This window comes from Rhizobium sp. BR 362 (assembly GCF_036528765.1).
Classification (GTDB): domain Bacteria; phylum Pseudomonadota; class Alphaproteobacteria; order Rhizobiales; family Rhizobiaceae; genus Rhizobium.
Window position 1 is genome coordinate 121,534 of record NZ_JARWGH010000008.1, and the last position, 14,991, is coordinate 136,524.

General features: G+C 57.9%; 18 protein-coding genes. 8 read left to right on the top strand and 10 right to left on the bottom strand.

Features of this window, described 5'->3' with window-relative positions:
* Window positions 1–45: 45 nt before the first annotated feature.
* Window positions 46–969, bottom strand: a complete 924-nt coding sequence (locus QDY28_RS14285) for a LysR family transcriptional regulator (RefSeq protein WP_331382344.1) — start codon at window positions 967–969, stop codon at window positions 46–48.
* A 129-nt stretch (window positions 970–1,098) separates the two neighbouring features.
* On the opposite strand from QDY28_RS14285, the gene QDY28_RS14290 reads away from it, so the two are divergent.
* Both QDY28_RS14290 and QDY28_RS14295 read left to right on the top strand, forming a co-directional pair.
* Complete coding sequence (locus QDY28_RS14290) at window positions 1,099–1,950, top strand: DODA-type extradiol aromatic ring-opening family dioxygenase (protein WP_331382345.1); 852 nt, start codon at window positions 1,099–1,101, stop codon at window positions 1,948–1,950.
* A gap of 133 nt (window positions 1,951–2,083) precedes the next feature.
* The gene (locus QDY28_RS14295; protein WP_331382346.1) at window positions 2,084–2,506 is read left to right on the top strand and encodes a DoxX family protein; all 423 of its coding nucleotides are present in this window, start codon (window positions 2,084–2,086) and stop codon (window positions 2,504–2,506) included.
* Between the two features lie 177 nt (window positions 2,507–2,683).
* Here QDY28_RS14295 and QDY28_RS14300 read toward each other — a convergent pair whose 3' ends face one another.
* Entirely contained in the window at window positions 2,684–5,299 is a 2,616-nt protein-coding gene (locus QDY28_RS14300; RefSeq protein WP_331382347.1) for a beta strand repeat-containing protein, read from the bottom strand.
* A 400-nt stretch (window positions 5,300–5,699) separates the two neighbouring features.
* A complete protein-coding gene (locus QDY28_RS14305; protein WP_331382348.1) occupies window positions 5,700–6,383 on the bottom strand; it encodes a hypothetical protein in 684 nt (227 codons plus the stop codon).
* 441 nt (window positions 6,384–6,824) lie between these two features.
* Here QDY28_RS14305 and QDY28_RS14310 point away from each other — a divergent pair, with 441 nt between their 5' ends.
* From QDY28_RS14310 to QDY28_RS14325, 4 genes are all read left to right on the top strand, one after another.
* The gene (locus QDY28_RS14310) at window positions 6,825–7,127 is read left to right on the top strand and encodes a DUF982 domain-containing protein (protein ID WP_331382349.1); all 303 of its coding nucleotides are present in this window, start codon (window positions 6,825–6,827) and stop codon (window positions 7,125–7,127) included.
* Window positions 7,128–7,394: 267 nt separating this feature from the next.
* On the top strand, window positions 7,395–7,985 hold the full coding sequence (locus QDY28_RS14315) for an SOS response-associated peptidase (protein ID WP_331382350.1): 591 nt from the start codon (window positions 7,395–7,397) through the stop codon (window positions 7,983–7,985).
* A gap of 360 nt (window positions 7,986–8,345) precedes the next feature.
* Window positions 8,346–9,236, top strand: a complete 891-nt coding sequence (locus tag QDY28_RS14320) for an alpha/beta fold hydrolase (RefSeq protein WP_331382351.1) — start codon at window positions 8,346–8,348, stop codon at window positions 9,234–9,236.
* A 466-nt stretch (window positions 9,237–9,702) separates the two neighbouring features.
* Complete coding sequence (locus QDY28_RS14325; RefSeq protein ID WP_331382352.1) at window positions 9,703–9,906, top strand: hypothetical protein; 204 nt, start codon at window positions 9,703–9,705, stop codon at window positions 9,904–9,906.
* Window positions 9,907–9,947: 41 nt separating this feature from the next.
* Here the strand turns inward: QDY28_RS14325 and QDY28_RS14330 are convergent, their stop codons facing one another.
* From QDY28_RS14330 to QDY28_RS14340, 3 genes are all read right to left on the bottom strand, one after another.
* On the bottom strand, window positions 9,948–10,619 hold the full coding sequence (locus tag QDY28_RS14330; protein WP_331382353.1) for a hypothetical protein: 672 nt from the start codon (window positions 10,617–10,619) through the stop codon (window positions 9,948–9,950).
* Between the two features lie 182 nt (window positions 10,620–10,801).
* Window positions 10,802–11,506, bottom strand: coding sequence for a Crp/Fnr family transcriptional regulator (locus tag QDY28_RS14335; RefSeq protein WP_331382391.1), 705 nt, complete (start codon window positions 11,504–11,506; stop codon window positions 10,802–10,804).
* Between the two features lie 293 nt (window positions 11,507–11,799).
* Window positions 11,800–12,216: a hypothetical protein gene (locus tag QDY28_RS14340; protein ID WP_331382354.1), complete on the bottom strand. Its 417-nt coding sequence runs from the start codon at window positions 12,214–12,216 to the stop codon at window positions 11,800–11,802.
* Here QDY28_RS14340 and QDY28_RS14345 point away from each other — a divergent pair.
* Together QDY28_RS14345 and QDY28_RS14350 are read left to right on the top strand one after the other, a co-directional pair.
* Window positions 12,191–12,424 (top strand): DUF6894 family protein, encoded by a 234-nt coding sequence (locus tag QDY28_RS14345; protein WP_331382355.1) that lies wholly within the window; start codon window positions 12,191–12,193, stop codon window positions 12,422–12,424. The genes QDY28_RS14340 and QDY28_RS14345 overlap by 26 nt on opposite strands.
* An 88-nt stretch (window positions 12,425–12,512) precedes the next feature.
* On the top strand, window positions 12,513–13,028 hold the full coding sequence (locus QDY28_RS14350; RefSeq protein WP_331382356.1) for a hydrolase: 516 nt from the start codon (window positions 12,513–12,515) through the stop codon (window positions 13,026–13,028).
* Window positions 13,029–13,113: 85 nt separating this feature from the next.
* Here QDY28_RS14350 and QDY28_RS14355 read toward each other — a convergent pair whose 3' ends face one another.
* The 4 genes from QDY28_RS14355 to QDY28_RS14370 form a co-directional block, all read right to left on the bottom strand.
* A complete protein-coding gene (locus QDY28_RS14355) occupies window positions 13,114–13,542 on the bottom strand; it encodes a low affinity iron permease family protein (RefSeq protein ID WP_331382357.1) in 429 nt (142 codons plus the stop codon).
* 12 nt (window positions 13,543–13,554) lie between these two features.
* Window positions 13,555–14,061: a hypothetical protein gene (locus QDY28_RS14360; RefSeq protein WP_331382358.1), complete on the bottom strand. Its 507-nt coding sequence runs from the start codon at window positions 14,059–14,061 to the stop codon at window positions 13,555–13,557.
* Between the two features lie 148 nt (window positions 14,062–14,209).
* Window positions 14,210–14,461: a hypothetical protein gene (locus tag QDY28_RS14365; protein ID WP_331382359.1), complete on the bottom strand. Its 252-nt coding sequence runs from the start codon at window positions 14,459–14,461 to the stop codon at window positions 14,210–14,212.
* 54 nt (window positions 14,462–14,515) lie between these two features.
* Window positions 14,516–14,986 carry an Hsp20 family protein gene (locus tag QDY28_RS14370; protein ID WP_331382360.1) on the bottom strand — a complete coding sequence of 157 codons (471 nt, stop codon included), beginning with the start codon at window positions 14,984–14,986 and terminating at the stop codon, window positions 14,516–14,518.
* Window positions 14,987–14,991 lie beyond the last annotated feature (5 nt).

Consider the following 14,991-nt stretch of genomic DNA (forward strand, 5'->3'; position numbering starts at 1 on the left):
GGGGCGATCGCAAGCAGGGTTTGCTCAGCGCTCGATCGGATGCCCCTACCCGGCAGGTTGCTCTCCGGCTGCTACCGAACAGAGGTTTTTTCGGGCGGCGAGAAAGTCGATGAAGGTGCGAACCTTGGCTGAAAGGTATTTCTTGCTGGGATATACGGCATGAAGAGTGGCGTTGAATGTCGCGGCGTTCGGAAGCACCATTTCCAGCCGGCCGTCGGCAATGTCATTTTGCGTCATCCATATCGGCAGAAAGACCAACCCCATGTGCTCGAGCGCGGCCAGATGCAACATGATCTCGTTTTCGCTTTGCATGACGGGCCGGAAGTTCACCGTTTCCGGCCCGCCGGGTGCTCTAAGCGCCAAGCTGCCGTTCGTATTCATGCCGCTATAAGCCAACAATGCGTGGCCGTTGAGATCGGCAGGTTCGGCGGGACGCCCCGTTCGCGACAGATAGGCAGGAGAGCCCACGAGATGAAAGGCGACCTGCATCAGGGGACGTGCAACAAGGCTCGGATCGAGCCGCTCGGGCGCGGTCGCACGCAAAGCGAGATCGAAGCCTTCGTCCACCAGATTGACGATCCGGCCACTGAGATCGATGTCGAAGCGCACGTCGGGATAGCGCTGCTGATATTCGGCAAGCGCCCGGGCGATCAGCGAATTTGCGGCCCACACCGGGGCGCTGAGCTTCAATGTTCCGCGTGGCATGACCGTGACATTGCTCACCGCCGCCTCCACCTCGTCCAGCCCGTCGAGCATTTGCCTCGTCTGGTTGAAATAGAGCGTGCCGCTTTCAGTCATGCTGACGTGCCGGCTGGTTCGGTTCAGCAACCGGGTTCCAAGCCTCCCCTCCAAATGCATCACATGTTTGCTTGCCATTGCGGGCGATAGGCCAAGGCGGTCTGCTGCCACGGTGAAGCTCTTGAATTCAGCCACGGCACAAAAGACCCGCAAACTCGTCAAGGTGTCCATAGATCATCAACCAGGAGGAATTGTTTCTTCAATGTAAGCCACATTGATCAACATCAATGAAAAGTTCAAGGTCCCTCATCAACGCCGCATGCTGTTCGGCACTGGCACCATTCGACAAGGGCAGACCATATGAATCAGCTTAGCCTTCCGACCTATTTCGTCAGTCATGGTGGTGGCCCCTGGCCCTACATCACCGATGGGTTCCGCCGCAACTTCGACAAGCTTGAGCAATCGCTGATCGAGATGCGCGCCGAACTGGACGATGCGGTCAAGGCGATCCTGGTCGTCTCGGGTCATTGGGAAGAGCAGGGTTTTGCCATATCTTCAGGCGCCCAGCCGGGGATGGTCTACGACTATCACGGCTTTCCGGAATATCTTTATCACATCAAATATGGCGCGCCGGGCGCGCCCGAGCTTGCCAAGCAGGTGCAGTCTCTGCTGCAGGGATGCGGCATCGAGGCGAAGCTCGACCCGACCCGCGGTTTTGACCACGGCACCTTCAGCATCCTGAAGCCGCTCTACCCCGAGGAAAAGGTTCCTGTCGTTCAGCTCTCGCTGTATGCAAGCTACGATCCGGCACTGCATCTCGAAGCTGGACGCGCGCTGGCGCCGTTGCGCGACGAGGGTGTGCTGATCATAGGAAGCGGCCTCAGCTATCACAATCTGAGGGCAATGCGGGGCAACGACGGCTACGAGCCATCCCGTCAGTTCGATGCCTGGCTCCAGCAGACGCTCATCCACTCTTCTCCCTATGAGCGCGCGAAACTACTGCTCGAATGGGAGCAAGCACCATCCGCACGGGCCGCTCATCCGCGCGAGGATCATCTCATTCCGCTGATGGTGGCAGTCGGAGCCGCAAGGGATGAACCCGGCGCCCTTACCTATCACCAGAAAGACTTCGCAGGCGGGCTCACGGCATCCAGCTTCCGCTTCGGCAATGCCCCCAAGGGCCAATCAGCTACGGAAAAGCGCAATAGCTGAGCAAGCCGTCGAAACCTGCCGACATGTGCGCGTGCAAGAGTCTCATCAAAAGCGCGCCGTGATGAAGTTCCGAAATTTCGACCTCAACACCACTGCCGCTTGACGACCTCAACGGCCATTCAGGAGAAGTATTATGTTGAACACCACCAAATGGGCACCTCATGTCCTCGCGATTTTGCGAATCGTGACCGCCTTGCTGTTCCTCGAACATGCGACCATGAAGTTCTTCCAGTTCCCGGCGGCAATTCCTGGCGTACCATATCCATTGCCAGCCATCATGCTCGTCGCCGGCGCAATCGAGATCGTCACGGGATTGCTGATCACCGCCGGCCTGTTCACCCGCATTGCCGCCTTTATCGCCTCGGGCGAGATGGCCGCCGCCTATTGGATGGCGCATGCGCCGCAAGGCTTCTGGCCGGCGCTTAATATGGGCGAGGCAGCCATCATGTTCTGCTTTATCTTCCTCTATATCGCCTTTGTAGGTGCAGGTAGCTGGGCGCTCGACAATGTCCTCAGACCCTCCACCAAGCGGGTGTCGCTCACCGAAGGCGCATAGAGCCAATGCGCTCCCGTCACCACGCGGGAGCGTATCGCCTGCCATCACGAGTTCGGTGGTTCATCCAAAGCCACAACTCGCCTGATGGCGAGCTGTTTCAAAGCATGGCCGACACACGCGGCGTCCCGCGAAGAGCTTAAGCCATGCAAGCGACTAGGCCTCTACAGCGCGGCATCCTCAGCTATAAGCCGCATAGGCCGCAATGATCGCCTCCACTTGGGCCGAGTCCAATGCCGCCGCCTGGGCTGTCGTAATAGCGTATAATTGAGCGCTGGACAGGATGGAAATATCATAGGTGGACAGTCCGGCCACGCCTCGGGTGCCAATCGCTTCGATTTGATCAGTCGATAAGGTCTCAATGTCCTTCGAAGACAGGGCGCCGATCTCTGAGGAGGTCAGTGCCGCGATCTGCGTCGTCGTCAATGCGCCGATCTGCGCCGTCGACAGCGCGGCAATCTGGCTGGTCGTCAGCGCCGCGATCGAGGCGGTCTTCAGCGAGGCAATTTGCGCGGTCGAGAGTGCCGCCACGGCGACGGTGCTTAGAGCCGCAACCTGCTTCAGGCTCAAAGCAGCGATCTGTGTGGAACTCAAAACGTCGATTTGACCGGTCGTCAGTGCAGCAATCTGGCTGGTCGTCAGCGCCGCGATCTGCGCCGTCTTCAAAGCCGCAACCGTGCCGGTGGTGAGCAACGCGACATTAGCAGTGGAAAGCTTCGATAGAGCCGACGCGCTGAGGGCGCCGATTTGGCTGCTCGACAGTGCCGCAATATCCGCCGTCGAGAGAGCACCGACCTCTGTGGCAGAGAGAGCGGCGATCTGCGAGGTCGTCAATGCGGCGACCTGCGTCATCGAGAGTGCCGCGATCTCACCGGTGGTCAGCCCGGCGATCGAGGCGGTCTTCAGCGCGGCAATTTGCGCGGTGGAGAGCGTGGCCACGGCATCCGTGCCCAGAGCCGCAACCTGCTTCAGGCTCAGAGCAGCCATCTGCGTGGAGCTTAAGGAATCGATCTGACTAGTCGTGAGCGCCGCAATCTGGCTGGTCGTCAGCGAAGCAATCTGGGCCGTCGTCAAGCCGGCGATCGTGCCGGTGGTCAGCAATGCGACGTTATCGGTGGAAAGCTTCGATAGGACCGACGCGCTGATGGCTCCCATTTGGCTGCTCGACAGCGCTGCAATATGCTTCGACGACAGGGCACCGACCTCTGTGGCAGAAAGAGCGGCGATCTGCGTCGTCGTCAATGCGGCGACCTGCGTCGTCGACAGCGCCGCGATCTCACCGGTGGTCAGCCCGGTGATCGAGGCCGTCCCCAGCGCAGCGATTTGCGCGGTCGAAAGCGTAGCCACCGCGTCGGTGCCCAAAGCCGCAACCTGCTTCGCGCTCAAAGCACTGATTTGCGTGGAACTCAAGACATCGATCTGACTAGTCGTGAGCGCGGCGATCTGGCTAGTCGTTAAAGCCGCGATCTGCGCCGTTTTCAAAGCGGCGATGGCGCCAGTGGTGAGCAACGCGACATTATCGGTGGAAAGCTTCGATAGGACCGACGCGCTGATGGCGCCGATTTGGCTGGTCGACAGCGCCGCAATCTCTTCCGACGAAAAAGCACCGACCTCTGCGGCAGAGAGCGCGGCGATCTGTGCCGTCGACAGCGACGCGATCTGCGTCGTCGACAGCGCCGCGATCTCATCGCTGGTCAGCCCGGCGATCGAGGCAGTCTTCAGCGAGGCAATTTGCGCGGTCGAGAGTGCGGCCACGCCGTCGGCGCCCAGAGCCGCAACCTGCTTCAGGCTCAAAGCAGCGATCTGCGTGGAACTCAAAACGTCGATCTGACCGGTCGTTAGCGCCGCGATTTGACTGGTCGTCAGCGCCGCGATCTGCGCCGTCTTCAAAGCTGCGACCGTGCCGGTGGTGAGCAATGCGACATTAGCAGTGGAAAGCTTCGACAAAACCGACGCGCTGATGGCGCCGATTTGGCTGCTCGACAGTGCCGCAAGATCCGCAGTCGTCAGGGCACCGACCTCGGCGGCAGAGAGTGCTGCGATCTGCGCCGTCGACAGCGACGCGATTTGCGTCGTCGACAAAGCGGCGATCTCACCAGTGGTCAGCCCGGCGATCGAGGCAGTCTTCAGCGCAGCGATTTGCGCGGTCGAAAGTGCGGCCACGCCGTCGGCGCCCAGAGCCGCAACCTGTCTCAGGCTCAGAGCGGCTACCTGGGTGGAACTCAAGACGTCGATCTGACCGGTCGTAAGCGCCGCAATCTGGCCGGTCGTCAGTGCAGCGATCTGTGCCGTCGTCAAGCCGGCGATCGTGCTGGTGGTGAGCAATGCAACATTAGCGGTGGAAAGCTTGGATAGCACCGACGCGCTGAGGGCGCCTATTAGGGTGCTCGACAGCGCCACAATATCCTCGGAGGACAGGGCACCGACCTCTGCGGCAGACAGAGCGGCGATCTGCGTCGTCGTCAATGAACCGATCTGCTCTGTCGACAGCGCCCCGATCTGAGTGGTGGTCAGCCGTTTGACATCGACCGTGGAGAGCCCCCCAATCTGGACCGACGACAGAACGGCCAGTTGGTCCAACCCCAAGCCAACAATGGCGCTCGCCGATATAGCATTGATTTGCTTCGAGCTAAGGACAGCAACGTCCTCGGTATCCAACGCGGCGATCTGGACTGAGGTAAGCGCGTTGATTGCGCTAGTGCTCAGCGCCGCGACCTCATCCGTACTCAGAGACGCTATGGTGGCGGTGGAAAGAGATTTGATCGCACTGGCGGACAGAGAAGAAATGATAGTCATAGACGAGCGTTCCAAATGTTAGCTTGATCACGCCTTGCCTAATCAGGCCGCCATAGTGGTTTTGGGATGGCTGGCCGCGGAGGGAAAGGCGTCGGAATAAACGCGATGCGAACTAGCTGACTGCTTTTGTTTTCATAGTGCCCGCGCTACTCGCTAGGATGTTTCTTGCTAACATCCGTAACAGAGGCACCTGATCCGAAGCTTGCGCGTGTTTGCTTTTGGCGCGGTAGCCTGCCACGGTGACGTTCTGCAGAACGGCTTAGGAAAGCCCTTGTCATTACCAATAAAAGTCGACGCGACTGCACAGCTAAGAAGAAGCCGGAGCGACCGCCCCGGCTTGTTCCGTGCCGGAAATCTTATCTTGTCGTCGGATATGAAGGCGTGGGCGCACGCCTGCCTGTCACGGCTGTTTTCGAACTGTGCCCACCACCAGTCGACCGGCGCTTCCATCGGAAAGCTTTACCTTTCCCCAAGCCGACATGGAATCCGGCGCTCTCGTGACCTCGGCTTGCCCGGTACGACCATCCGAGCATTTAATCGGAAGAGTAACTGTCGGGCGCCGATCCTTCAGGTCGTAAGCGCCGGAACATTTCACCGAATGCCGTGACGACTGGACCGAGAAGTGGCCGTTGCCGTGCGATGCTCTCGTCGAGCCTTTGAAGGTCTCGCCGGAATCCATTTTCGCCAAAACCGGAAGTACTATGTCATCTTGTCCACGGCTCTTCGAGGGGCTCGAACCAGCAATCCTCAAAGCCCTGGAGATGCTGGGAGCCATGACGTGACCTTGGACAAACTGAACATAGTCGTCGTAGGGGATGGCGCCTTTCGCGTAAGCGGTGAGGATCCGGTGGCGAAACTCAAGGCGGACATTGGCCTCCGAAACGCCCATCAGCTTCGCAAGCTTCTTTTGCGCGTCCGGCTCGATGCCACTGTGGCTGCATGCCTGGACGTTCCAATTGAGAACCGTGGCATCGCTCAGTTGATTTCTATCATATTCATATCCGCCCTTGCTCGTGACCGACGCGGCGTTCGCCGACATAGAAAAAGCCGCCACAGCGGCCACCAAAATCATAAGCTTTTTCATTCCGCCCCATTTCTCTTCGTATGTTTGGTGCTCGTGCACCGCCTCGGATCAGATTTTGGCGACTGGTCTCGCAAAGAGAATTGCCCGCCAAGGCTGAGCTTTTCAATTCGCGCGGCCGCCTTCTTTCACTTGCTCCGGTAATTTAAAGCAATTCTGCCGTATAAGCTTCCTCATCCTGTTCTTTTGCACGATTAATACACGGATAAATTTTAAAATAAGATAATACACGCTTCGTTGCCGTTTTGACGGCCAACTCAATTTAGCTGTGTGTTGCTACTGGCAAACGCCGAAACCTCAATGCACCGCCGTGCAATGTGCCTGCGCCTACCCTCGCCAAATTCGCTCAAGCTCACACGAGTGACAGGAGGAAAAAGGCCCAGCATTCATCCTTCCGCAGGAACAAAGATGCCCGTGGCTCCGTTTTAGCACCAGAGGTACATCATGTTGGCGCATGAAACATGGCAGGAGCCCGTAAGTCTTGAGCTACACCGGATCGGCGAATTTCGAACGATCAGGAGCAGTTCCGAAGCACTCGATTGTCTGGTGGCAGATTGGCCGGCCGAAGAAGACCAGGCTTATGAGGATGCGCTGATGATCTGTCGCGCCGCAATCGAGGGCAGATCCGATCCTGAGCTTGCAAGAGATGCCTTCATCGTGGCGGCTTACGAAGCCCGCATCTATATGAGGCTCGGATATTTCATCCCGGATTTTGTTACCCTAGAGCCACCAAACGCGCCGTTCTGAGATGCCGACAGGATTTGGCGGCGGGAACTCCTCAGCTATTTGCTGAATTAAATCGTTCCTCTCTGTGATGGACGAAGAGGATGATGGCCCCACACGGAACTCAAGCTCGAAATCTCACGTCTTAATTAAACGCTTTTTAGAGCAGCGCCGACGCGACCCGGGGGAGAGGAAAAGACAAGGCGTGTCCGCCCCTCTCCAAAAGCATCGATATCGCACCTGCATCGGCTTGGCCGCGAGCGGATCAATCTACGGCAAAAAGGACGACCAATGTGCAATGATTATCGGCTGTTAGTGGACGTCGCCTCGATCGTGAGGGAGTTCTCCCACCTGAAGATCAATATCCGTTTCGCGGAAGGAACGCCGAACCTCGAAGCGCGGGAGGATATCAAGATCACCGATGTCGGACCGATCGTCAGGACAATCGACGGAACGCGCGATGAAGCCGAACTCGTGCAGAGGCGTTGGAGCTGGTCCGGACCGAACAAGCGACCGGTCTATAATTTCCGGTCGGAGGGCCGCGAGTTCAGTTCCAACCGCTGCCTGATCGTTGCGGATGGCTTTTACGAGTTCACCGACCCGAAGGACCCGCAAAAGAAGCGCAAGGACAAGTGGCTGTTCACCAAGAACGATGAAGCGATCTTCTGCATCGCGGGCGTCTGGCGCGAAACGCCGGATGTTGGCCAGGCCTTCACCATGCTGACGACGGAGCCGGGGCCGGACATCGCCCCATACCACGATCGGCAGATCGCCATCCTGGAGCGCAATGCATGGGCCGACTGGCTCGATCCAACCATGTCGGCAAAGTCGCTGATAAAGCCGCTTCCTGCGGGCATGCTCGTGGTCAACCAGGTCGGCTAGAGATTACGCTGGACAGGCCAGCAGCATTTGCCGTTCCCGCTTTCGACGGCGGATAATAGCAAGCCATGGTCTGCAGGATCGGTGACGTTCCTACGCTTCGGCAAAAATCGGAGCCCGAGGCGGGAACAATGATGATCCCGGCAAGTTCGATGAGCCGCCGGAGACATGGCTGGGCACGCTTGTGCCCAAGATCGTGTCCTGTTGCCGTTGGCAGGATCCCGTCCCTGCTAACGGCTTTTTTTTGCCCGCTCTTTCGAGAAGTTTCACGCAATCGCTCCGCAGCAAAGCGCCGCCTTACCTCACGAAGCCTCCAGGACTGATCTACCGGAACTTTGCTGAATCGTAGGCGTTCTACGGCTCATGTTCACGAAACAGTTAATTCAACCTAGATCCGGCACCACACGCCTTCTCGGTGATCAGCAGATTCATATTCTGGAAAGCGGTTCGCAAAACGGCAGCCCCGTCGTCCTTCTTCACGGCTGCGGCAGCCTTGCGGAAGAAGTGCTGATCCCTTTTGAGAACGGCGAGTTTCGGCTGATTGCCCCTGATCGCCCGGGATATGGTTTCAGTACATCACTCCCCACTGCGGATCGTGGGCCGCTTGGCCAGTCCTTTTGGTTGGAGCGCTTTCTCGATGCCTCTGGGCTCGCGTCAGTCTGGATCGTCGCGCACTCGATCGGCAGCGCCTCAGCGCTGCACCTGGCTGCCCGCAGGCCCGATCTGGTGAAGGCGCTTCTGCTCATCTCTCCTTGCTGCAGTCCGGTTCGGGCAAAGCCCTTGATTGTCTTGAGGGCTGCGTCGGCTCCGCTCGTTGGGGGGCTGATCCGCCGCCACGTCATCAGCCGGCTGGCGACATTCTTCTTGGATCGTGGCCTTCGAGCATCATCGTTTCCCGATACCTTGCCGCCACACCTCGCAGCATTGCCGGCCAGTCATATGGTCAATCCGATTGCAATTGAAACAATGGCCGATGAACTACGGGCCTTCAACCGGGATATGGCATTGCTGCCGAACCTGCCGGCGGACATGCCCATACATGTTCTTTTCGGTTCTGAAGATCACATCGTTGACCCGGCTGTGCATATCGACTGGCTTCGTCAGAGGCACCCTGCGATCGTTGTCAAACTGCTCGACGGCGTCGGGCACCTGCCGCATCACGTGGCCCCTAGCGTAGCGCAGCGGATGTTGAGCGATCTTGCCAGAACGCGAGCTTTGCAAATCACGGAGCAGCCCTTTACCGATGTCGCATAATCTCCGGCATCCACGGCAAGTTTTACCGATCCGTTCGCTCCATTCCCGAAGGTGTCCATTGCTGCCAAAGCAACGAGCCAGACGATAGCTGAGATTTTTCCAGCAGAATTTGATCACGCGGGTATATCCGCCGGCTTCGAAAGAGCTGATCAGTTAAAAATCACTTCCCGAAGGAACTATGCTGAATTTCGGCAGTTGGGGCCATTGGAGACTATTATGATGCAGTATCTTCCATTGCTGTTGATCGCCACTTTTATAGTTGGCACGAGTTTGACATCTTGGATCAAGCAGGCGCGCACTGCGCGGGAATGGATATCTTTACATCGCCGAGCACCACGGTCGCGAAAAGCATCAGCCGGCGAGAACGCGTTAGCCTCCATAACAAGACGCCTCGGATCGAGCGGACCATGCCCGCCGATCATCCGGGCAACCTGTGGAATGGCCAACCGCTGAAGAGGATATTCATATGACCGTAGCGCAACTCGCCATCCTGTTCGGCTCACTCACACTCACAAGCTGGTTCCTGGCCGGGCTTATATCCGTTTCCGTCGATTCCCGTTTCGGAAGGCGCCATTTGGCTAGCGAAGGTCTGGCAGGCATGATCGCCTTATCGCTCAACCTGCTCGGACTGCTAGCCGCCGCCATGGCCATTGCATCAGCCGGCTTTTAGGTATTCGACACAGCCACAAGACGCACGCCATCTTTTCGAAGCTACTGAGATCGCCAACAAACAGGTTGGGAATTCAGGCAGCGGTCGACCGCTGACTCGGCGGGATCGGATGGGATGGTCGTTGACCTTTCCGTCAGATGGGCCGCAATCAATCCCCAATCCACCGGCTTGGAAAATCTCGGTGTCGAGCGATAGAAGGCAGGTATCTGCCTATCGTCGCGACCTGACACGAAGGCGAACGGAATGTGCTTCATTTTGAGGAATGCAGCGACCGGGTAAATCATCTGTCCGTCCAAAACGATGTCAAGGAGAGCTGCATCGACCCGAACATGCGGCGACTCGACGATTTCGAAAGCGTCGCTGACACTTCCCACCGGGCCGACAACTTTTGCGCCCAACTCAGTCAACCTTTGGGCTGCTTCCCGAGCGATCATGTATTCGTCTTCGACCACGAGAAAGTGGCGGCCCGTGATATCATGTTGGACCGTCACGGTGGCGAAACGATTTCTGGCCGCTACCCGGCACAGCTCTTCCAACCGCTCTGGCAAGACCAGACCCCGCGAATACATTCGCAGCACATAGCGGGCAAACTCCTCCCGCGCGTCTGGCGCCGACGTAAACCAGGACTCGGAGCTCACGCGATCGAACACGCGCTGCGGAACGACAAGATCTTCCGGCTGAAAAATGCCATGGGAGAGAGCGAGCAAGAGCATGCAAGCGGTTCCTTGTGCCAATTCGGGCCGGCGGGAAAGTGATCGTGTCATGCAGAGATGCACTAATCAATGGTTGATAGAGCGAAAGCGTGCGTTCGTACGGTGGCAGTCAAACGCAGAGATCTGCGGATGTGCTAGCATTACGGCACGGGAGGAGGCTCAATTGCTCCGTGCAAGACAGCCTAAATTTCTGCAATGAGACGACGATATTCTGCTTCGGGAAGTCCATAGGCTTCGCCGGCGAGAGCCTCAAGCCCCTTACGGTCTTTGATCGAAATCAGGCTCCGTTCCGCTTTGATGAGCCGCTGTCCTTCAAGGATATGAAGTGCGTCCGTTACGCTTGGACGCCTGACACCCAGCATCAGAGCCAAAAATTCGTGGGTTAAAGGAAGCTCATTGCCAATCCTGTCGTTGCACATCAGGAGCCAGCGAGCGAGGCGCTGCTCGACGTTGTAGCGCCCGTCTGCAAGCGCAGTCGAGGCGATCTGCATCATGAAGACATGCGCGTACCGAAGCAGAAGCTGGCGTAATGGGCGACTGACATCCATGACGCGCTGGAGATCGTCGGAGCGCATTTTCAGGGCGACCCCGCCCGCTTCCATAAAGCTCCGGTGAGGTGTCCTGTCCACCCCGAGCACCACCGGCACTCCCGAAAAACCCTCGCGCCCCACACATCCAACTTCGATTTGTTTGGAGCCGGCATTGATCGCAATCTCGGAGGAAAGACCGCTCTCGAAGAAGTAGACATGCTCCATGGGCTGCAACGGCTCAAACAGCACATCTTTCTGCTTTAGGGTCACCGCATCGAGAAGCGGGCGCAGCAGCTTCATGTCCTCGGGCAAGAGCGTCGCAAGAAGGAGGTTCTGGATATCACGATGATCATCCACGCTCAAATCTGCTCCTCCGAAGCTGCTTCCGACGGGCGGCTGCTATGCCAATTGCTGCTCATGCGACTTGCAAGAGCTATGCTTCGTTTGCCGTAGGACTGCATCCAGCTCGCACGCTCTGGGCCGGCGAAGGCCTTCTTTGCGACAGAACCCGACAATCGCCCGGTTTGTTCCCGGCGAGACATCTGCCTGGACGCCAGGTGTTTTCGTCTGATAAAGGAACGTTCGGAAGCGCCCTCCGAGCTCGCCCGATCAGGATCGTATTCCGAGCCTCGCTCGTATCCGCCCTCATCTTACAGACCGCACTTGCCCTCGGATTTATGGCTAACGGCCATCCATTTCTGCGAGCTTTCCTTGTTGCGCCCGGCTTCGTACGTTTGAGACCATTGATCGGACGGACCGACATCCCCATCTGTCGAGAAACGCTCAACAAAAAAGACGATACGATGGTTAGCAGGATCAGAAAGACGCTGACCGTGCAACAACGCATGGCCGCGTTCGAACATACAAACAGGGTGGCAATGGAAGCTGCGGACGAAGAGCGCAGGAAACGCGAGGAGAAAACGGAGCGGCTGCGCAGATTGCGCCTGTCGTCGTCCGTGGGTGAAGATCGGAAAAGATAGGTTGATCCGCCAGGGAACCGCAATCAGCCGGGCGCATTCTCTTCCGTGACAGGAGGGTCCTTTGCCGAAATTCTTTTTCCAAATCATCGACCGGACGAGCGCGGAACCGGTCGAGGTGGAACACGACTTTGCCACCGCAGAGGAGGCCAAGCGCCAAGCTCGGACGGCATTGGCCGAGATGGCGCGCGACGGTCTTCCCGAAGAACCGCTGAATATGCTGACGGTCGAAGTGTTCGATGCGGAACGCAAGCCGATCATCGAACTTCGGCTCGTGCTTGAGGAAATCCCCAAATAGATCGCCACGCCGCGAAGCGGCGTTCCCTCCATCAGGCAAATCACCAGAAAGCCCTTGGTTTCCCATCGAAGTCTGCCATCTTGACCGAATGATCTATTTTACGAGCGATACCCATTTTGCCGATCCACGCGTGCTGAAGATCGACCGCCGTCCCTTCCCGGACACGGCATTCCACGACGTAACCCTGATCAAGAACTGGAACGAGATCGTAGGAACCGAAGACGACGTCTGGCACCTTGGCGACTTCATGTCGTCACGCGGTGGCGACTGCGATCAGCTTCTCTCGATGCTGAATGGCCGTAAGCATCTTATTATCGGGAACAACGACCCCGAAGCCACGGTCAAGGCGAGCGGCTGGAAAAGCGTCCAGCACTACACCGAGATGATCCTCGACGACCACCTGCTGATCCTCTGTCACTATCCTTTTCGAACCTGGAACAAGATGGGCAAGAAGTCGATCAATCTGCACGGCCACTCCCATGGAAGGCTCAAACCGCTCCCCCGCCAGTATGACGTCGGCGTCGACGCCCAGAGTCTGCGCCGCCCGGTATCACTCGCAACGCTGCTGAATCCGATCGAAACGGCTGCCCTCGCGAAGACGTAGACGTTCGCCTCCCGAGCATGCCGAAAAGCGCGGCCATTCGGATCTGTGCCAGGGCCGGCCCTGATCCGGCAACGGCCGGACCGTGCTAATCAGCCGAAGAACTGCGGGCCTCTTCCCGCAGGTTCGCCCGATCATCAGCGGCGTCTCCAATACATTCCGCCTTGCGCGTAAGTGCCTCGCTCATTTCTCGGAGCTGCTGTTCGTCGAGCTTCTCAATGCCGACAAATCTGTTTTGGGCCTGCGATGTCAGAATGAGCTCATCGAGCTTTGCCTGCAGGGCCTTACCGTCGCGGTTTTGGGAGTTCTGAAGCACGAATACCATCAGGAAGGTAATGATCGTCGTTCCGGTGTTGATGACAAGCTGCCAAGTTTCGGAAAAGGCGAAGAAAGGTCCGGAGATCGCCCAGACAAGGACAAGCCCTGCCGCCACAACGAAGGTAGCGGGTTTTCCGCAGAGGTCTGCGATCGTGGCGGCGAATTTGGAGAACAATTTGGAGGCGGAAATGTCGGTCATGATACCCTCGCGTTACAACGGCGAGGAATAACGCAAAGATGAACGCAGCAGTTCCGGCACAAGATACTTAAGACGCCACCAGGCTAAACAGAAACGACGCCGCTTATGCCCCACCGGCGAAGGATAAGCTGATTCAACGATTGGTGACCGGAAAGTGTGGAACATGCCAGGCCGATATTTGTTCGACGTCGGCAAACAAAGAACATCGAAGGAGAAAATCATGTTCTTAAAGATCATGGCAGTGTCGGTTCTTTCCATTGGCCTTGCAACGTCGGCATTGGCCCAGCAGTCCGGCAGCAGCGGTAGCGGATCCAATTCAGGGAGCGGTTCGGGGGCATCGACATCTTCGGGCTCCGGAGACACCGGCACCAACAGCACCAATGGCTCCAAGACCAACAGCGGCAGCACCACAAGCGGCAGCACCAGCGGCGCCAGCAACGACGCCGGAAAGGCCAGCGACTGCAACGCAATGTCGACATCGAAAAACACGACCACGATGAAGCAGGACCAGGCGGCCAATCCCGCAGCCTCCTCAAACTGCCCATAACCGGAGTAGGCAGTAGCTGATACCTGCTGCCTCACTCCCCTTTCGGAAATTGCTTATGTCCGATCCAGATTTGGCCCCGGCGGATCCGGTCGCCCGACGATCGCGAGCGACCGGAAAACACTAGCCGAATGCGGCCGCCTCCGGCTTGGAACGGCCGAACAGGCCACGCGCACTCTCCACCATGACCTTCAGATGGGAGACATCGTGCATGCCCTGCCGATAGAGCTCAATTACGATGGCCGCAATGCGTTCGGCCTCTTCCGAGTCCTTGGCTACCGCGATCTCCTTCAGCAGTTCGTCGAAAACGAACTGGCAGGCGGCGAGATCGCGGGCATCGAGAAAAGCCGATTTTTGAACGTTGATCGTTTCCATTTCGAGGTACCCGACTGAGAGATGCCGCCCGAGGTCGAGCGGCATCCGCTGCTTTTAGGCCACCTGTTTTTCGGCATCGATCTGAAGCGGCGTCGCCTGGGGCTGGCTGCCACCGATCGCAATCTTACGCGGCTTCATTGCTTCGGGGATTTCGCGCTTTAGCTCGATACTGAGAAGGCCATTCGTCAGCGAGGCATTCTCGACCCTGACGTGGTCGGCCAGTTCGAAGCGCCGTTCGAAGGCGCGGCCGGCAATACCGCGGTGCAGATACTCCCCTTCCTTCTGCTCTGCCTTTTGACCCTTCACGACAAGGACGTTGCGCTCCTGCGTAATGTCCAGATCGGCGTCGGCGAAACCAGCCACCGCCATCTGAATGCGGTAGTCGTTCTCACCCGTCTTGACGATGTCGTAGGGCGGCCAGGTATCGATGGCCTGCAGGCGCTGGGCGTTGTTGAGGAGATTGAACACACGGTCGAAGCCGATGCTGGACCGGTACAGCGGTGCGAAGTCGAATTCGTTTCTCATAGCCA

What these genes read in the sequence shown, in the direction of transcription:
- QDY28_RS14285 (WP_331382344.1), bottom strand. Translation starts at nt 969, where the DNA reads ATGGACACCTTGACGAGTTTGCGGGTCTTTTGTGCCGTGGCTGAATTC.
- QDY28_RS14290 (WP_331382345.1), top strand. Translation starts at nt 1,099, where the DNA reads ATGAATCAGCTTAGCCTTCCGACCTATTTCGTCAGTCATGGTGGTGGC.
- QDY28_RS14295 (WP_331382346.1), top strand. Translation starts at nt 2,084, where the DNA reads ATGTTGAACACCACCAAATGGGCACCTCATGTCCTCGCGATTTTGCGA.
- QDY28_RS14300 (WP_331382347.1), bottom strand. Translation starts at nt 5,299, where the DNA reads ATGACTATCATTTCTTCTCTGTCCGCCAGTGCGATCAAATCTCTTTCC.
- QDY28_RS14305 (WP_331382348.1), bottom strand. Translation starts at nt 6,383, where the DNA reads ATGAAAAAGCTTATGATTTTGGTGGCCGCTGTGGCGGCTTTTTCTATG.
- QDY28_RS14310 (WP_331382349.1), top strand. Translation starts at nt 6,825, where the DNA reads ATGTTGGCGCATGAAACATGGCAGGAGCCCGTAAGTCTTGAGCTACAC.
- QDY28_RS14315 (WP_331382350.1), top strand. Translation starts at nt 7,395, where the DNA reads ATGTGCAATGATTATCGGCTGTTAGTGGACGTCGCCTCGATCGTGAGG.
- QDY28_RS14320 (WP_331382351.1), top strand. Translation starts at nt 8,346, where the DNA reads ATGTTCACGAAACAGTTAATTCAACCTAGATCCGGCACCACACGCCTT.
- QDY28_RS14325 (WP_331382352.1), top strand. Translation starts at nt 9,703, where the DNA reads ATGACCGTAGCGCAACTCGCCATCCTGTTCGGCTCACTCACACTCACA.
- QDY28_RS14330 (WP_331382353.1), bottom strand. Translation starts at nt 10,619, where the DNA reads ATGCTCTTGCTCGCTCTCTCCCATGGCATTTTTCAGCCGGAAGATCTT.
- QDY28_RS14340 (WP_331382354.1), bottom strand. Translation starts at nt 12,216, where the DNA reads ATGATTTGGAAAAAGAATTTCGGCAAAGGACCCTCCTGTCACGGAAGA.
- QDY28_RS14350 (WP_331382356.1), top strand. Translation starts at nt 12,513, where the DNA reads ATGATCTATTTTACGAGCGATACCCATTTTGCCGATCCACGCGTGCTG.
- QDY28_RS14355 (WP_331382357.1), bottom strand. Translation starts at nt 13,542, where the DNA reads ATGACCGACATTTCCGCCTCCAAATTGTTCTCCAAATTCGCCGCCACG.
- QDY28_RS14365 (WP_331382359.1), bottom strand. Translation starts at nt 14,461, where the DNA reads ATGGAAACGATCAACGTTCAAAAATCGGCTTTTCTCGATGCCCGCGAT.
- QDY28_RS14370 (WP_331382360.1), bottom strand. Translation starts at nt 14,986, where the DNA reads ATGAGAAACGAATTCGACTTCGCACCGCTGTACCGGTCCAGCATCGGC.